This window comes from Calothrix sp. NIES-2100, assembly GCF_963875285.1.
Lineage (GTDB): Bacteria > Cyanobacteriota > Cyanobacteriia > Cyanobacteriales > Nostocaceae > Aulosira.
In genome coordinates this window covers 3,868,825-3,884,862 of record NZ_CAWNLA010000001.1, presented here as the reverse complement: position 1 = coordinate 3,884,862, position 16,038 = coordinate 3,868,825, and the positions used below count along the sequence as shown (strand labels likewise).

The following is a 16,038-nucleotide window of genomic DNA, read 5'->3' as shown; positions in this document are numbered from 1 at the left end:
CAAGAGTTAGGTTTATTTGTGCCGACTTACTTACTAAGGCAATTTATAGCTAGCAACGCGGATAGTTAACTTACCTTGATGAGGATTTTGGCTAAATACAAATGCGCCTTCTTCCTTTTCATCACGAGATAAAAAGTCAATCTGTTGTTCTCCAGTTTCCGCAACTTTACCGTCAATTTCTAACTCGGCGATTATTTGCACTGATTCTGCTGTGTCTCCACCAGTATTCACGACTTCAAAAGGAATATAAAATTGTCCATTAATTTCGCGAATTGTTGGTTTATTGCTCACAGAGACAATTGGCGGTTGATTTTTGTCAGTTAACCAAGTGTATCCTACTAAGCTGACAATTACTGCCAAGATGAATGAAGCTACACTGAATGTCACCCACTCAGCAATGGAACGTTCTTGATGCTGGTTTTCTGTGTGATTCATATGGCTAACCTACCGGCTGCACCGCCAATAGTTGCAGGTAATCCCAGCATTAAGGTATGATCTAACCACATTGTCCAAGGGTCACTCCAAGTCAATTTTTGAAAGAACCACAACATCATCGCGCCTGCTAAAAGTGAAACCAAGTAGGACATAATGGTTTCGCTAGATGGTCGTTGGAAAATGCCTTTTTGCTGCCGACGTTTTTGCTGATCGGAAAAGCCTGCTTGAAAGACTATGCCATAGGAAATTATTAAGGATGTGGCAATAATTCCTAATTGCCAAGGAGGTGAAACTGTGGCTGCTAGCATGGGGATTTCATCTGTCGGCGCAATATTAAATGCAATCACAGTCGCACCAATTATCGTTGCACCTAAATCGGCGAAAGTGGCAGATAATTCACTTTTTGGTTTTTTAGTTTCATTACCTGTTCCATTATTGCCATCAGTATCTCCTAAAAATTGATTCGCTAATGCCACACCCAATGTAAAGGGTACACTTTCAAAGATGATTTTACCCAAAGCTTCTTTGAGAGGCGTTGCAATTGTTAATTCCTGTAAGAGAAACAGCACAAAGCTAGAACAAGCTAGCCCAATCGCGATCGCTTCTACAGTATCCATTGCAGCTTGGTTAGGACGCTTTCTATGTCTGCGTTTACGAAAGCCTTCCGTTTGATTGAGTAAGAATACGCCAATAAACATCAAAGCGATCGCTATCATCATTAGTTGCGGTTTTGCCAGTGAACCAATCCACCACACCTCCATTGTGTACAACAACGGAATCCCAAACAAAAACCCTCCACACGCACCTCTAATGATGTCATTAATCTCACTTCTCCAGATATTTTTCTGGCGGTTTTTGACCACTCCGATACTTTCCTTATACTGAAAATTTGGGTTTTTAATAACTATACTCCTAGGAAAAATATTTTATATATTATAAATATCATCCTTAGCTAATAATTATTGCAATATAACTTTAGGATTATTTATTATATATTTTTTGATATTACATCCACCTTGAGAATCAGTATATTGCCACCAACAAACTATCCCATGATAGATACGCCACCTCTAAGCATATTGTAGATTATTCTTGTCAATCAAAATTTAACCAAGTAAAACACACACCAAAAAACCATGAACATTGAAAAAAGAGTAGAAGCTACTGCTAAAAATATTGAAGGTAAAATTCAAGAAGTCATCGGTGAAGTAACCGGCAATCCAGCAGATAAAGCCGAAGGTAAAGCTAAGCAAGTTGATGCTCAAGTGACCCACACCACCGAAAATATCAAAGATGAACTTAAAAAAGCTATAGATTAAGTAGGGCTACACATTGAAACTACTGGCGGGGTTTATCCTTTTTCCTTTCGTCAGTTTGGTTCAATTGCCAACTTACTTAGTTCTCTAGGTCAAATATTTGGGTGCGATATTTAAAATTGAGAACTCCACTTCTGCATAGCAGATGGAGTTCTTTTTTAATGAGAAGTATAAAAGGTTAGTACAAAAGCTAACCATGAATTTGATTGTATTTAATTAATAACTGCTACGACCAGTTAATAAACCCCATAAGAAAATAGCAATTATTGCACCAATCACAGCAATAATTAAGCTAGGTATGCTGAGAGTTGCAGCAGCATATGTTGCTCCGCCTTTCCCTAAAATAGAAACTAAACTCCCGCCGATCAAAGCACCAATGATTCCTAAAACCATTGTGGCAATAATCCCACCACCCTGACGACCAGGGTAAATTGCTTTCGCTATAGCTCCGGCAATAATACCGAGAATTATCCAAGCAAGTAGGTTCATAATTTTTTGTTAAAAGCTTGAATTTAATTTTATTTATTTTGTACTATATTGCCTTCTATCCCAGGAAATAAATATAAAAAGTTAAGCAAAAATTTTATTCATATAAATACATATTAGTGAGCATATGTATTGAAAGTTATACTTTAGTTAAGTTTTTGCAAAATAGCAATCCTATATGATTTGTGAAAATTCGCGGCTTCTAGATCCCCGACTTCTTTGAAGAAGTCGGGGATCTAATTTTTCCTGATATCAAATTTGTTTACAACCCAGTTTAGACCAAACTTCCTGATCTACCTCTTGCGCTTCACCCGCTGCTGTATTTTGAAAAAGCACGGTGAAAGCACCAGCGCCTAAGCTATCTTGAGGAAAAAGTCGGTAACAAGGTATATTCGTTAAATGCGACTGGTAGTCAGATAAATGATTAATATGTAATGCCTGAAATTGGGGAAAGCGTTCTAAAAACCATTGGCAAACTTCCTCGTTTTCTTCAGGTGAGTAAGTACAAGTCATATAAGCAAGATAGCCTTGAGGTGCAACAATTTGCGCGGAGTTAGCGATAATCCGTTTTTGACGATTGGCACATTTATTAATATTAGTCGGGTGAAAACATCCGGGTGCTGTTTCACCTTTAGCTAGTAAAGATTGCCCTGTACAAGGAGCATCTACTAATACTAATTTACTGGATAATGGTATAGTTTCAGCAAAAATCTTAGAATCTCTATTCGCGACTAAACTGGGGTTGATATGGCAACGTTTTAAATTAGAAATTAGCATTCCTAAGCGTTTACCAATGACTTCATTACTAATCAGTAAATCAGGTTGCAAAGCTTTCCATGCAAAGACACTCTTTCCACCTGGCGCAGCGCACATATCAAAAATTAAATTCACAGGTTGCTCAATTGCTAACAAGGTAGTAGCCGCAAATACTGAAGAAAAATCTAGACAATAAAAATTTCCTTGGTCATGTAGCGGATGTTTACCAGGCTTTTCTCCTAAGTGTAAACGATCTACAAATTGCGGTTGCCAACTTGTTGGGGTTTCTACTGTAAAAGGAGAAGTTTCTGGTCTTTCTTGACACCAAAGAATGCAAGGAGAGAAAATTTGCGGATTAATTAACGCCTGAATAAATTTTTCTTGAATATCAGGATTTGCAAACAAACGCCGCGAGAGTTTAAGTAAGAGATTTGAAGGTTTTTCCATTGGGAAATCAAACTGTTATAGAAGAACAATGCCATGCCAGGGTTTGGCTGCATACTGAAAAATAATGACCGCCATTCTAATCATCGCCAAGTGCTACCTGCATAAGCTTCCAGTTCAACCCTGGAAGCTGTTGCCTTTAGAAATGCACTCTTTGCGCATTAAACTACACCACTTCACTGGAGATGGTCATGTTCTTAGATAATTTTCAGCGAAAAATACAAAAAGAAGCACAACTATGGAGAGACGAAGGCATAATTAGCGCCTCACAGTACCAGCAGCTAGCAGACCGTTATCAATTTAATAACATCGAAGCGGCGGCGCGCGATCGCTCGCGAATGATTGCGATCGCCATTGGCGGTATCCTGTTAGTGTTAGGTGCGATCGTTTTTATCGCCGCCAGCTGGCAGGAATGGTCACGGGATGTCAAGTTTATCTTGATGATCAGTTTGTTTTTCGCTGTGACTATCACTGGTTTTTACACCTGGCGAGAACCCGCACAAAGGAAAGCTGAAGGTAAAAAACTAGATCGTAGCAAACGCAACTTGGGTGAAGCATTACTCATCTTAGGCGCTTTCATCTTAGGCGTAACTATCCTGTTGATGGCGCAAGTCTTCAATATTGCTGGTTCGACTTCCGAATGGTTTCTCGCCTGGGGTTTTGGTGTTTTGGTGATGGCTTACAGCCTGTCTTTAAATTCCTTGGGTATTTTAGCCATTCTCCTGATCCTCATTGGCTATTGGAGTGGACTAGGTGACTGGTGGTACACTCCCAACGAATGGAGTTGGGCGCGGTTAATAGTCCGACATATGCCTCTGGTATCATGGTTGCTGTTTGTACCTTTAGCTTATGTTTGTCGATCGCGTTGGATTTTTGGACTAGCAGCTTTTGCCTTTGCTAGTTCCTTGCAATTCAACCTCAATCCTTTGCAAGTACTGACTTATTCCGATATTGCACCTTGGGTAGCCTCCTTAGCCTTTGCACTCCCCCCAGCTTTATTGTGGAGTTACGATGACCTACTATTTCCCACGATTAATTATAGGTTGTTTCAACCCCTGGCACGGACTTTAGCCTTAGTATGTTTTGGCTTTGCCTTTTATATCTTGTCCTTCCGTTGGCAATGGCAATTTCCAGATTATGGTTATTCTCCACCAACTACTAACAGCAACATCTTGAGAACTCTTCCCATAATTGATGTCGGGATTCTCAGTGGTTTGGCAGTTTTACAATGGTTATTTCTGTTGCGTCAACGTAACAATCCTGCACGCCGAGAAATGGTTTTCACTCTGGTTTTGATTGGCACATTTATTGGCATCATAGTATTAGTACCTTTTTGGCATCAAGGTATTACTAGGATTAGCGAACTGGGAATTTTTGTTTTTAACGTTCTGCTAGTAACCTTAGCATGGGGACTAATTCAAGAAGGATTGAAATTAAACGATCGCCGTTCCTTCTGGGGAGGTATGCTATTGTTAACTTTACAAGTTATCAGTCGCGTGTGGGAGTACAATACAGACTTGCTGTTTAAGTCGCTGGTCTTTGTGATGTGCGGTTCTGTGCTAATTAGTGCTGGGCTGTGGTTTGAACGCCGCCTATTGGAAGCGAAAAGCAAAAAAAGTAATAGTAATTCGTAATTCGTAATTCGTAATTCGTAATTACAAAGTTTAATTGCTGATCGTTATATTTTCTCTGCGTATTCCTATATTTAGTATTTAGTGTCTCTCTGCGTCAGTCCTAATTCTGGGTATTTAACCAGACTGTTGTCAATTGCCTCTTTTTTTAGGACTACGCCCATGAAAAGTAACTCCTCGGAATCGAATAAATCTACTACTTCTGAATCAAGTAAATCTCAGGGCGGCTTATCTCCTGAAGCCGAATTTTCTGGGAAGTTGACTTTTAGAGATTATCTAATTGCAACTGAACAGAAAGCAAATAAGCCTCTACCTTTTTGGCGGCTACTAGTTCCCCTAGCGCTGCAAACAGGGTTAATTATGGCTGTACCTACCCAAGCTTTTTACACAGATGTTGCGGGAAAAACGGTAATTTTGCAAAGTGCGGCTGTAGATGCTGATGATGTGCAGCAAAACTACGCGCTCAATTTGGACTATAACATATCCCGCGTCTCAACTTTGAGAAGGCTTCCTGGCTGGGAGGAGTTACTGCGGCAAAATCGCGGGAGAAATAGGCAATTGGCTCAAGGAACTAACTTGTATGTCACTTTGCAAGAGAGAGAAACTTTTGGTCGTGGTGTTCCTCGGGCTTGGAGACTGGTGCGGGTAAGTAGTAACCGCCCAACAAATCTCCCTAACGATCAGGTAGCCTTAAAAGGCGTATATCGGGATGGCCTTGTTAACTATGGTGTGGAAACATATTACATTCCCCAAGAGCAACGGGAACGGATTAGTAGAGATATCTCCCGCACTTTAGAAAGTCGAGAAGGACAACGACAACCAATAGCAGTCAAAGTCAAAGTCGATCCCCAAGGTAACGCCGTACCGATTAGTTTGTGGGTAGGCGATCGCAATTATCGCTTTTAGGAATTCAGGGGCTAGGGGCTAGGGGCTAGGGCGTGTCTTCAAAGTATCGAATGCAACTACATAAGGCTGACAACGGGACAATGGGACGCGGCGACGCGGTGAAAATTTGTTCAAAAAGCTCTCCGCGTCACCGCGTCTCCCCCTCTCCCCCTCCTCCCCTGATTCAAGAAATGAGTTTGAAAACACGCCCTAGGGCGATGGGAATCCTGCCCTCTTTGAGTGATTTATTGGTATTTTTATATACCTTCTGCCCTCTGTCTTCTGCCCTCTGCCTTTTTCTGTAATGTTGAGCGATAACGATAACGCCACATCACAAAACCAGTGACAGATAAAATTGTGGGAGCAAGACCAACAAAAATATATAAAATCCGCGTTGGTAGTCCGCCAAAAGTACCGAAGTGCAGGGTGTTAAAAGCATCTACTACTTCGTCACCAAAAGAAAGCGATCGCGAATTACGAACGCGCAACACCTTTCCTGTATATTGGTCTAAATAAACTCCGCTGCGCCAAACTTCTTTTTCTTCAGAAAATCGTTTACCCACCAAAAATACCCCCTCTGGACTGGTTGGGAAAGCGATATAAGTAATCACAGCTTCTGGTAAAGCAGCATCAGCACGTTCTAAAATTTCTACTACACCTAATGACGATTTACCAGGTATGGGTGTGGATTGCGGATCTATCGGTTTAGGGGAAAAAGTCACACCATAAATTACAGGTTCAAGATAAGAATAAAAATTCCAACAAAACCCGGTGAAAGCAGTGATTGTCAGAAATACTGCTGTGATGATTCCTGCTACTTTATGGATATCAAAATTTGTCCGTTTGATATGACCGTTCCATTTAATTTTGAAACCTGTAAATAGTTTTCGCCAACCAGGCCAAAGCATAATTCCTGTAACGCTGAGGATGAACATTAACAGCGCCGTAATCCCAACAATTGCAACCCCAGTATCCCCGGCTAATAACGAATAGTGAAGATTGTCGATTATAGCTATGATAGTATATTCACTCAAGCGATCGCCGAGAATTTCGCCTGTGTATGGGTTGAGAATTACTTCTAATGTCGGCTTCTTGGGCGATTCTAAATGGATGTGTATAGGTGCGTCAGGTTTTTGGGGGAATTCCAAAAAACTCAAACTCAGGCTGGGATCAGGATAAACTGCTTTGAGATTATCAATAATAGATAATATTGAAACCTGCTGCTGTTGAGGTGTAATTTTCCCAAACTGAACTTCCAACAGAAAATGGCTAATTTCTTCCTTAAAAACCAGCAGGCTACCTGTCAACCCAACAAGCATAATAATTAGTCCGGCGGCTAATCCTAAATAACGATGTAACTGGAAAGCCAGATGACGAAGTTTCATATTATGACAAGGGAGTGTGGGGACAAGGAGGACAAGGAAGACAAGGGGGATAGGGGATCAATGACAAATGACAAATGACAAATGACAAATGACAAATGACAAATGACAAATGACAAGCCATTAAAACTCAATAGCAAATGAGCCAATAACAGTCAGCGGTGCGCCTGGAATTACTGTTGTTCGACCAAGTTCGCTGGTTTCAAAATAGCGAACATCAAATAAATTTTGGAAGTTAATTGCTGCTCGCCAATTGTTTTGTCGGTAGTAAATCGCTGCATCGGTACGAATATAACTTGGTAATTCAAAGCTATTTTCTAAATCACCCTGTCGTGCATCTACATAAAACAATCCCATTCCTAAACCAAATCCTTTGAAACCACCGTTTTGAAACTCATAGGTTGTCCATAAACTGGCTTTATTATGTGGAACGTTAGGTACTTTATTACCTACTGGATAATCAGTACTTTCACTAATTTCAGCGTTGGTATAGCTGTAAGAAGCAATGACGTTCCAACCTGGGGAAATTTGCCCGGAAACATCAAATTCAATCCCTCTACTACGTTGTTCGCCAACAGCAATGCTAAATGCTTGATTGATTGGATCTGTAGTCGCAATATTGGATTTGGTAATTTCGTAAAATGCCAAATTAGCTGCTAGTTGAGGACTGAATTCAAATCGAATACCTGCTTCGTATTGCGTTCCCCGTGTTGGTTCTAATAATGAACCATCAAAACGCACACCACTGTTAGGAGCAAAAGAGCGGCTGTAGCTAGCATAGAGTGAAATCGGTTCAATAGGTTGATATACGATACCTACACGCGGGCTAAATGCTTCATCTGATTGGCTACTTTCACTATCATTTAGCTTGTCATCACGCTCTTGGGTAACAGTATCAAATCGACCACCAACCAAAAGTTTAAGATTATCTGTCAGCGCAATTTGATCCTGCAAGAAAAAACCTAAGCTATCAGTTGTAGTTTTGTCATCCCGGAGCAAGAGGAAGGATGAAAGATCTGGCGGAAGTACATTGTAGATGGGATTAAAAATATTAATGCTTGGTGTTTGGCGATCTACTATTGAGGTATCAAAAGCATCAGATGGCGTTCTAAAAAAACCTTCTGATGTATTTCTTTGTAAATCAAAACCAAATAACAGCTGATGGTTGACTGAACCTGTTTTAAATTTACTCGTGAGGTCAGTTTGCATCGAATATATCTTATACTCATTGGTACTATCAAAATAATCACGAAATAAAGTACCAGTCTCTTCATCTAGTTCTGTAGCGTTGGTGTTGAATACTTTTTCATTGTTTTGTAAAAATTGAAAGGCGTTACGGATTTTGAGATTGTCGTTAAACTCATGTTCTAAACGATAACCAATCCCAAACTGCTCACTACGCCGAAAGTCCCCCGGTTCGCCTAAAAAGCGACTAGTGGGAATATCCGCAATTCCTGTTCCGATCGTAACAATCCCGCGATCAACAGTGCGTTGATCGTAGAGATAGCTAGTGTTAATCGATAAATTAGTGCGATCGCCCAACTTCACATCAAATACAGGTGTAGCAAAAACTCTCTCACTATTGACAAAATCACGGAAGCTACCTGTATTTTGATAAGCTAAATTTAACCTATAGAGTAAAGCTTTATCTGGACTTAACGGCCCAGACAAGTCCAAACTACCACGGTAAAAACTATTACTACCAATAGAGAACTCTGCACTATAAAAAGGATCAGCTAAAGGTTGTTTAGTAACAACATTTACCACGCCTCCTGGCTCAACATTGCCATACAAAACCGAAGCAGGCCCCTTTAAAACCTCTACTTGCTCAATACTCGCTGGATCTCGCAATGAGAAATTACCATCTGTATTGCTTTGTCTAAAGCCATTTTGCAAGATACCAGCATCGTCAAATCCCCGAATATTGAAACTATCTATCGTACCGCCAAAATTATTACTGCTAAAAACACCGCTCACATTTCGTAGTGCATCAACCAGGCGTATCGTTTTTTGATCCTCTAACACTTGTCGAGGAACTACCTGGATTGATTGGGGAATATCCCGGATAGGTGTGTCTGTTCTCGTACCAGTTGAAGATTCTGTGACTCTATATCCGTCTTCTTCTCCTGTCACTACCAATTCAATTGGTTCATCAGTTTGTGCAGATGGTGTTTCCGGAGGCTGTTGGGAAAATGGTTGTATAGGTTGGGTTGGTGTTTGTGCTGATGGTGTCTTTGGAGGCTGTTGGGAAGATGGCTGTGTAGGTTGGGTTGGTGTTTGTGGCTGTTGCGGTTGGATAGAAGCAGTCTCTGATGCTACCCCAAAAATCAAACCTTCATCACTATCAAACAGTTCAATTTTGGGTGCTATTTCTTCGCCTATCAATGTCACCCGGATACTATTCGCATCTTGATTAGTGACAATTACCTCTGCAATACCTGCGGCTGGCTTTTCTTGGCGAAATGTCTGGCCACTAGAAAGGCGTAACTGTGCATTAGAAATGTTTGCAATATAAGTTTTGCCATCAATTTGCGGCGTTATTTGTAACTTTTCGCCCAAGGTAGTCTCTAATATCAAATCTACCCCTGTTGCTGTGGCATTAATCTTGACTCTCGTAATCTCGATAACTTGATTTACAGGCGGCGAAGTGGGGGTAGAAGACTGAGCTAACCTCAAGGAACGCTTAATTTGACTCAATTTTGAGATTTTTTTAGTTGATTTGAGATTTTCACTTGTCTGATTTGGCTTTAAGACTTCTGCACTCAAAACAGCAGTGGTATCCCACACAACAACAGAACTTATCAGTAATAAGCTTGGCAGTATTCGCTCTAGTTTCATGCCCAATCGCAACTCGCAGGTTGTAATCAATAATCTTGGTCAAATTATTGCAAGTAACTCTCAATATGTAAAGCCCTATGCCAAATATTGTCTTTTGCAAATATTTCTCAAATTTTTAGGATACAGCAAACTCTACCCTCGACGGCGAAATTTTCTCTTTACTGAAAAACTTCCCCTAATCGCTTTGCTATTTTCCATACAGGGCAATGAATAGAGGTGATAATTTTCATATTCTAATTTTAATTGCATCTATCCCAAGATATAACTATTTTCTGCAACTAAAAATCAATAAGACTAGAAAAGAAATATAAGCATTTATTATGTATAGGGGGTTGTAAGATCGAAAGACTTGCATTAGTGTGATTAAAGTAATTGAAAATTAATAGCAATAGTTGAGATAGAAATCGGCGGCATTTGGCTATTGATAAATAATCAGATGACTGCCATTGCATTTGCTTGCAATTCAGTCCAGGATTGGCATCTAGCTCTTGAGAATAAAATGGTTCAACCTTTTAATGACTTGAAAGATATTGGCTGTCGCTATTCGACGTTGGTTGAGATTCTGCAATCGAGAGCAAAATCTCAGCCGCACACAGAAGCTTTTAGCTTTTTGCAAGATGGGGAAAATACAGTAATCACACTCACATATCAAGAGCTAGATCGACGATCGCGGGCGATCGCATCTCAACTACAATCAATGAGTATGGCTGGGGAACGTGCATTACTGCTGTACCCACCAGGGCTAGAATTCTTAGCTGGTTTTTTTGGTTGTTTGTACGCTGGGGTGGTAGCAGTTCCCGCATACCCACCGCACAACCAGCGCAACACACCCAGAATTCAAGCCATTATTGTAGATGCACAGGCAGCAGTTGCTCTCACAACCAGCACTTTCCTGCCTAAACTCCAGTCTTTGCTAGGTGACAATTACAAATTACAGTGGTTAGCTACTGATAATCTAGAACTGGGAAGAGAAAATAGTTGGCAAGCACCTTTTATTAATCAAGACTCTTTAGTCTTTCTGCAATACACCTCCGGTTCTACAGGCACACCCAAGGGAGTGATGCTAAGTCACAGTAACCTACTGCACAACGCAGCTGTGACTTACAAATTTATGGAACACTCACCACAAAGTAAGTTTGTTTCTTGGCTCCCTGTTTACCATGACATGGGGCTAATTGGTGGGATACTCCAACCTCTATATGGAGGGTTCCCTTGCATCTTAATGTCTCCTGCTGCTTTCTTACAGCGTCCATATCGTTGGTTACAGGCGATTTCCCGCTATCAAGGAACTACTAGCGGCGCTCCTAACTTCGCTTATGAACTCTGCATTGATAAGATTACACCTGAACAACGTGCCACACTCGATTTAAGCAGTTGGAGTGTAGCTTTTAACGGTGCAGAACCTATCCGACAAGAGACATTAGAAAAATTTGCCGCTACTTTTGCAGAATGTGGTTTTCCCAAAGAAGCCTTCTATCCCTGTTATGGTATGGCAGAAGCAACACTGATGGTTTCTGGTGTGGCGAAGAAATTTGTACCTCGTTGCAAAACTATTGATAAAATTGCCCTCTCTCAAAATCAAGTATGTGAGAGTGATGCGAATCAAGATAGCCAAACCTTTGTTAGTTGCGGTTACAGCATTCCCGAACAGCAAATAGTTATTGCCCATCCGGAAAATTGCACTCGCTGTCAACCCGATGAACTTGGAGAGATTTGGATAGCTAGTCCAAGTGTGGGTAAAGGCTATTGGCATCGTACTTTAGAGACAGAAGAAACCTTCCACGCCTATGTCAAAAATACAGGAGAGGGGCCATTTTTAAGGACTGGAGATTTAGGCTTTTTAGATAATGGCGAACTTTTTATTACAGGTAGAGCTAAAGATTTAATTATTATTCGTGGACGTAATCTTTACCCACAAGATATTGAATTAACAGCAGAAAAAAGTCATCCTTCTTTGCGTTTGGGTAGTTGTGCTGCTTTTGCGGTTGAGGTAGACAATGAAGAACGCTTGGTAGTAGTGCAAGAATTGGAATTTCGTGCCAAACCCAACTATGAGGAAGTAATTAGTAACCTACGCCAAGCGGTTGCAGAAGAGCATGAAATACAAGTCTATGCAGTGGTTTTGATAAAACCCGGCACTATTTCTAAAACCTCTAGTGGCAAAATTCAACGCCGTGCAACTAAAGCAGCATTTCTAGCAAACAACCTAGATATAGTTGCTAGCAATCTCGCAAAAAATGCTGAATTTGCAGTTAAAGAAAATAGATTACAACGCCAAGTTTTGTTGAGTTTAAGTAAAAATGAGAGCCAGTCACTACTAGAAGTATATATTCAAGAACAGGTAGCGCGGGTATTAGCGATCCCACTGCATGAGGTAAACCCAGAACAAGCATTAAGTAGTTTGGGGCTGGATTCCTTAAAAGCCTTTGAACTGCAAAACCGCATTGAAACCGACTTAGAGATTACCTTATCTATAGCTGACTTCTTTACAGGCTTGAGTGTGCGATCGCCGATAGGCGTGCCGCAGGTATCGCTCTCTACTAAAATACTTGCTCAACTCAACACATCTGCAATTCCCTCAGAATCAATTCTTCCAGCTTACAAAGATAGCGAATTTCATCCCCTATCTTTCGCTCAACAACGCTTATGGTTTATTCATCAGCTAGCACCTGATACACCTGCATACAGTATTCCTTTGATTATTCGCTTTCAAGGACACGTTAATGTTGCAGTTCTAGAGCAAAGCCTAAACGAAATTATCAAACGCCATGAAATACTACGCACAAATTTTCTTCTTATAGAAGGGCAACCTGTGCAAGTCATTCAGCCAGAACTCAACATCAAATTACCCGTTGAAGATTTACAAATATTCCCAGACAATAGACGCACTCAAGAAGCCCAGCGTTTTACTAAAGAGTTAGCACAACAAAGCTTCGACTTATCCTCTCAAGCTCTTTTGCGTGCTAAACTTCTGCGTTTAAAAGAAACAGAATATCACTTAGTCGTGATTCTAGACCATATTATTGTCGATGCTTGGTCTATTGGTATCCTCATTAGTGAACTGGCTGAAATTTACGAAGCACTAATAAATAGCAAACCCTCTCTTCTCTACGAGAGGCTACGCCAACGAGACGCTACGCCAACACCAATACCAGAATTACCAATACAGTATGTAGATTTTACTTATTGGCAGAGACAATGGTTGCAAGGCGAAAGATTAAACACTCTAATTACCTACTGGAAGCAACAGTTAAGCGGAAACTTACCAGTATTAGATTTACCTACAGATAGTCCAAGAAAGGCTTTTCCAACCTTCAACGGCGCTCAAGCAAAATTAGTTCTATCACCTAGCTTGAGTGCTGAATTGAAAAACCTCTGCCAGCAAGAAGGTGTTACCCTATTTATGGTCTTGCTGGCAGCATTCAAAACCCTGTTATATCGCTACACTGGGCAAACAGATATCCTAGTAGGTTCTCCAATTGCGAACCGCAATCGAGCCGAAATAGAATCATTAATTGGCTTTTTTGTAAATGTTTTAGTTTTGCGTACTTCCTTAGATGGTGTACCGAGTTTTAAAGAATTACTGCAACGGGTAAAAGCAATAGCCTTAGAAGCTTACACTCACCAAGATTTACCCTTTGACAAATTAGTAGAAGCACTACAACCAGAACGCCATCTGAGCTACAATCCTTTATTTCAGGTAATGTTCGTTCTGCAAAATGTGCCACTAGCAAAGCCAAATTTATCAGATATAGATATAACTTTTGCGGCGGGTTTTAACGACACGGCTAAGTTTGATTTAACTCTGTTTATGGAAGACAGAGAACAGGGATTGATTGCAACTTTAGAGTACAACACGTCTCTGTTCAGTGCAGATACAATGGAGCGGATGCTGGGACATTTACAAACATTACTAGAAGGTATTGTTGCCAATCTTGATCAGAGTATTGCAGAATTACCCTTGTTAACTGCATTCGAGAGAAAGCAAATCCTAGTTGATTGGAATCAGACACAAATATACTATCCGCAACATCTATGTATTCATCAATTATTTGAACAGCAGGTAGAACTGACACCAAATGCTGTTGCACTAGTATTTAAAAATCAAAGACTAACCTATCGTGAGTTAAATACCAAAGCTAATCAACTAGCACATTACCTACAAAAATTAGGAGTCAAACCAGAAGTTTGTGTTGGGATATGTATGGAACGTTCACCAGCAATGGTGATTGGGTTGTTAGCAATTCTTAAAGCTGGTGGTGCTTATATACCACTCGATCCTAAATATCCCCAAGAACGTTTAGCGTTCATGCTAGAAGACAGTCAAGCTCAAATATTGCTGACTCAAACAAATTTGGTTCGAGGTTTTAAAAACTCTAAATTTAATACCATTTATTTGAATAGATATTGGCAGTTTTTAGAACAACAAAATCCAGAAAATCTGCTTACTGAAGTAACATCAAATAACTTAGCTTATATTATTTATACTTCTGGTTCTACAGGTAAACCCAAAGGCGTTACGATTGAACATTGTAGTTGCATTGCTTTGTTACACTGGGCAAGACAAGTATTTAGTAATGATGAACTTGCAGGAGTATTAGCCTCAACTTCTATTTGCTTCGATTTATCGGTATTTGAAATATTTGTGCCTTTAAGTTGGGGTGGAAAGGTAATTTTGGTAGAGAACGCTTTGCATCTACCTAATTCGCCTGCTGCTACAGAAGTAAGCTTAGTAAATACAGTTCCGAGTATCATCAGCGAATTATTGCGAATTAATGGTTTACCTGCTTCAGTACGCACTGTTAATCTAGCTGGTGAACCACTCCAACATCAACTTGTGCAACAGATTTACCAAAATAATGCAATTCAAAGAGTTTTCAACCTTTATGGGCCTTCTGAAGATACAACTTATTCCACATTTAGTTTAGTCAAGAAACAAGATAAGATTGTTACTATCGGTCGCCCGATTAACAATACACAAATTTATCTACTTGATGCCAATTTACAACCAGTGCCAATTGGGGTAAAAGGGGAAATTTATCTTGGTGGTGCTGGGTTAAGTAGAGGCTATTTCAACAGACTAGAAGTCACTAACAAACATTTCATTCCTAACCCTTTTGATAACGGAGTTAATACAGGTTTATATAAGACTGGGGATTTAGCTCGGTATTTACCAGATGGTAATTTAGAATATTTGGGACGCATTGATTATCAAGTTAAAATTCGCGGTTTTCGGATTGAATTAGGCGAAATTGAAAAGGTATTAATCGAACATTCAGCAGTAAGGGAAGTTGTAGTTTTAGCATTAGAAAAGCAACTCGTAGCTTATCTTGTTCCTAAAGATGGGAAGAAACCCAGTACTCATGAACTGCAAAATTATTTAAAAAGCACTTTACCTGATTACATGGTTCCGGGTTTATTCGTGCTACTAGATGCTATGCCATTGTTGCCAAATGGTAAAGTTAATCGTAGTGCTTTGCCAGTTCCTACAGATTTGCGTCCAACAATAGAAGTTAGTTACAAAGCTCCGAGTTCAGAAATCGAAAGAGCGATCGCAATTATTTGGCAAGAAGTATTAAAATTAGAAAAAGTAGGTATAAATGATAATTTCTTTGACCTGGGTGGTCATTCTTTGCTGATGGTTCAGATAAAGCAAAAGCTAGATGCAGCATTGAATAAGGAATTATCTATTATTGAGTTATTTCAGAATCCAACTATTCAATCTTTAGCAAAATATTTAACTCAAGATTCAGAGAAAGATTCGCGTTGGCAAGGGATGCGCGAACGTACTCAAAAACAAAAAAATGCTGTCAAAAGGAAACAAGAGTTTTTGAGTAATTCTATGAAAAATAATAGGAAATAGAA

At 40.0% G+C, this 16,038-nt stretch carries 10 protein-coding genes; 4 read left to right on the top strand and 6 right to left on the bottom strand.

The window, feature by feature from the left end:
• Window positions 1–33: 33 nt before the first annotated feature.
• Window positions 34–435, bottom strand: coding sequence for a TIGR02588 family protein (locus AACU32_RS15835; RefSeq protein ID WP_096601008.1), 402 nt, complete (start codon window positions 433–435; stop codon window positions 34–36).
• Window positions 432–1,298: a TIGR02587 family membrane protein gene (locus AACU32_RS15830; protein ID WP_096601006.1), complete on the bottom strand. Its 867-nt coding sequence runs from the start codon at window positions 1,296–1,298 to the stop codon at window positions 432–434. Before AACU32_RS15830 ends, AACU32_RS15835 begins: the two co-directional genes overlap by 4 nt.
• A gap of 273 nt (window positions 1,299–1,571) precedes the next feature.
• On the opposite strand from AACU32_RS15830, the gene AACU32_RS15825 reads away from it, so the two are divergent.
• Window positions 1,572–1,754, top strand: coding sequence for a CsbD family protein (locus tag AACU32_RS15825; RefSeq protein ID WP_096601004.1), 183 nt, complete (start codon window positions 1,572–1,574; stop codon window positions 1,752–1,754).
• 213 nt (window positions 1,755–1,967) lie between these two features.
• Here AACU32_RS15825 and AACU32_RS15820 read toward each other — a convergent pair whose 3' ends face one another.
• On the bottom strand, window positions 1,968–2,240 hold the full coding sequence (locus AACU32_RS15820) for a GlsB/YeaQ/YmgE family stress response membrane protein (protein ID WP_096601002.1): 273 nt from the start codon (window positions 2,238–2,240) through the stop codon (window positions 1,968–1,970).
• Window positions 2,241–2,489: 249 nt separating this feature from the next.
• The gene (locus AACU32_RS15815; RefSeq protein WP_096601000.1) at window positions 2,490–3,440 is read right to left on the bottom strand and encodes an RsmB/NOP family class I SAM-dependent RNA methyltransferase; all 951 of its coding nucleotides are present in this window, start codon (window positions 3,438–3,440) and stop codon (window positions 2,490–2,492) included.
• 188 nt (window positions 3,441–3,628) lie between these two features.
• Between AACU32_RS15815 and AACU32_RS15810 the strand changes: the two genes are divergently transcribed.
• Together AACU32_RS15810 and AACU32_RS15805 are read left to right on the top strand one after the other, a co-directional pair.
• A complete protein-coding gene (locus tag AACU32_RS15810) occupies window positions 3,629–5,071 on the top strand; it encodes a DUF2157 domain-containing protein (RefSeq protein ID WP_096600998.1) in 1,443 nt (480 codons plus the stop codon).
• A 159-nt stretch (window positions 5,072–5,230) separates the two neighbouring features.
• Complete coding sequence (locus AACU32_RS15805) at window positions 5,231–5,974, top strand: GDYXXLXY domain-containing protein (protein WP_096600996.1); 744 nt, start codon at window positions 5,231–5,233, stop codon at window positions 5,972–5,974.
• 236 nt (window positions 5,975–6,210) lie between these two features.
• Here the strand turns inward: AACU32_RS15805 and AACU32_RS15800 are convergent, their stop codons facing one another.
• On the bottom strand, window positions 6,211–7,338 hold the full coding sequence (locus AACU32_RS15800) for a PepSY-associated TM helix domain-containing protein (RefSeq protein WP_096600994.1): 1,128 nt from the start codon (window positions 7,336–7,338) through the stop codon (window positions 6,211–6,213).
• A gap of 120 nt (window positions 7,339–7,458) precedes the next feature.
• Window positions 7,459–10,173, bottom strand: a complete 2,715-nt coding sequence (locus tag AACU32_RS15795) for a TonB-dependent receptor (RefSeq protein ID WP_096600993.1) — start codon at window positions 10,171–10,173, stop codon at window positions 7,459–7,461.
• Between the two features lie 499 nt (window positions 10,174–10,672).
• Here AACU32_RS15795 and AACU32_RS15790 point away from each other — a divergent pair, with 499 nt between their 5' ends.
• Entirely contained in the window at window positions 10,673–16,036 is a 5,364-nt protein-coding gene (locus AACU32_RS15790; protein WP_096600989.1) for a non-ribosomal peptide synthetase, read from the top strand.
• Window positions 16,037–16,038 lie beyond the last annotated feature (2 nt).

Excerpts from the sequence above, each read along its gene's own strand:
- AACU32_RS15835 (WP_096601008.1), bottom strand. The coding sequence starts at position 435 with ATGAATCACACAGAAAACCAGCATCAAGAACGTTCCATTGCTGAGTGG.
- AACU32_RS15825 (WP_096601004.1), top strand. The coding sequence starts at position 1,572 with ATGAACATTGAAAAAAGAGTAGAAGCTACTGCTAAAAATATTGAAGGT.
- AACU32_RS15820 (WP_096601002.1), bottom strand. The coding sequence starts at position 2,240 with ATGAACCTACTTGCTTGGATAATTCTCGGTATTATTGCCGGAGCTATA.
- AACU32_RS15815 (WP_096601000.1), bottom strand. The coding sequence starts at position 3,440 with ATGGAAAAACCTTCAAATCTCTTACTTAAACTCTCGCGGCGTTTGTTT.
- AACU32_RS15810 (WP_096600998.1), top strand. The coding sequence starts at position 3,629 with ATGTTCTTAGATAATTTTCAGCGAAAAATACAAAAAGAAGCACAACTA.
- AACU32_RS15805 (WP_096600996.1), top strand. The coding sequence starts at position 5,231 with ATGAAAAGTAACTCCTCGGAATCGAATAAATCTACTACTTCTGAATCA.
- AACU32_RS15800 (WP_096600994.1), bottom strand. The coding sequence starts at position 7,338 with ATGAAACTTCGTCATCTGGCTTTCCAGTTACATCGTTATTTAGGATTA.
- AACU32_RS15795 (WP_096600993.1), bottom strand. The coding sequence starts at position 10,173 with ATGAAACTAGAGCGAATACTGCCAAGCTTATTACTGATAAGTTCTGTT.
- AACU32_RS15790 (WP_096600989.1), top strand. The coding sequence starts at position 10,673 with ATGGTTCAACCTTTTAATGACTTGAAAGATATTGGCTGTCGCTATTCG.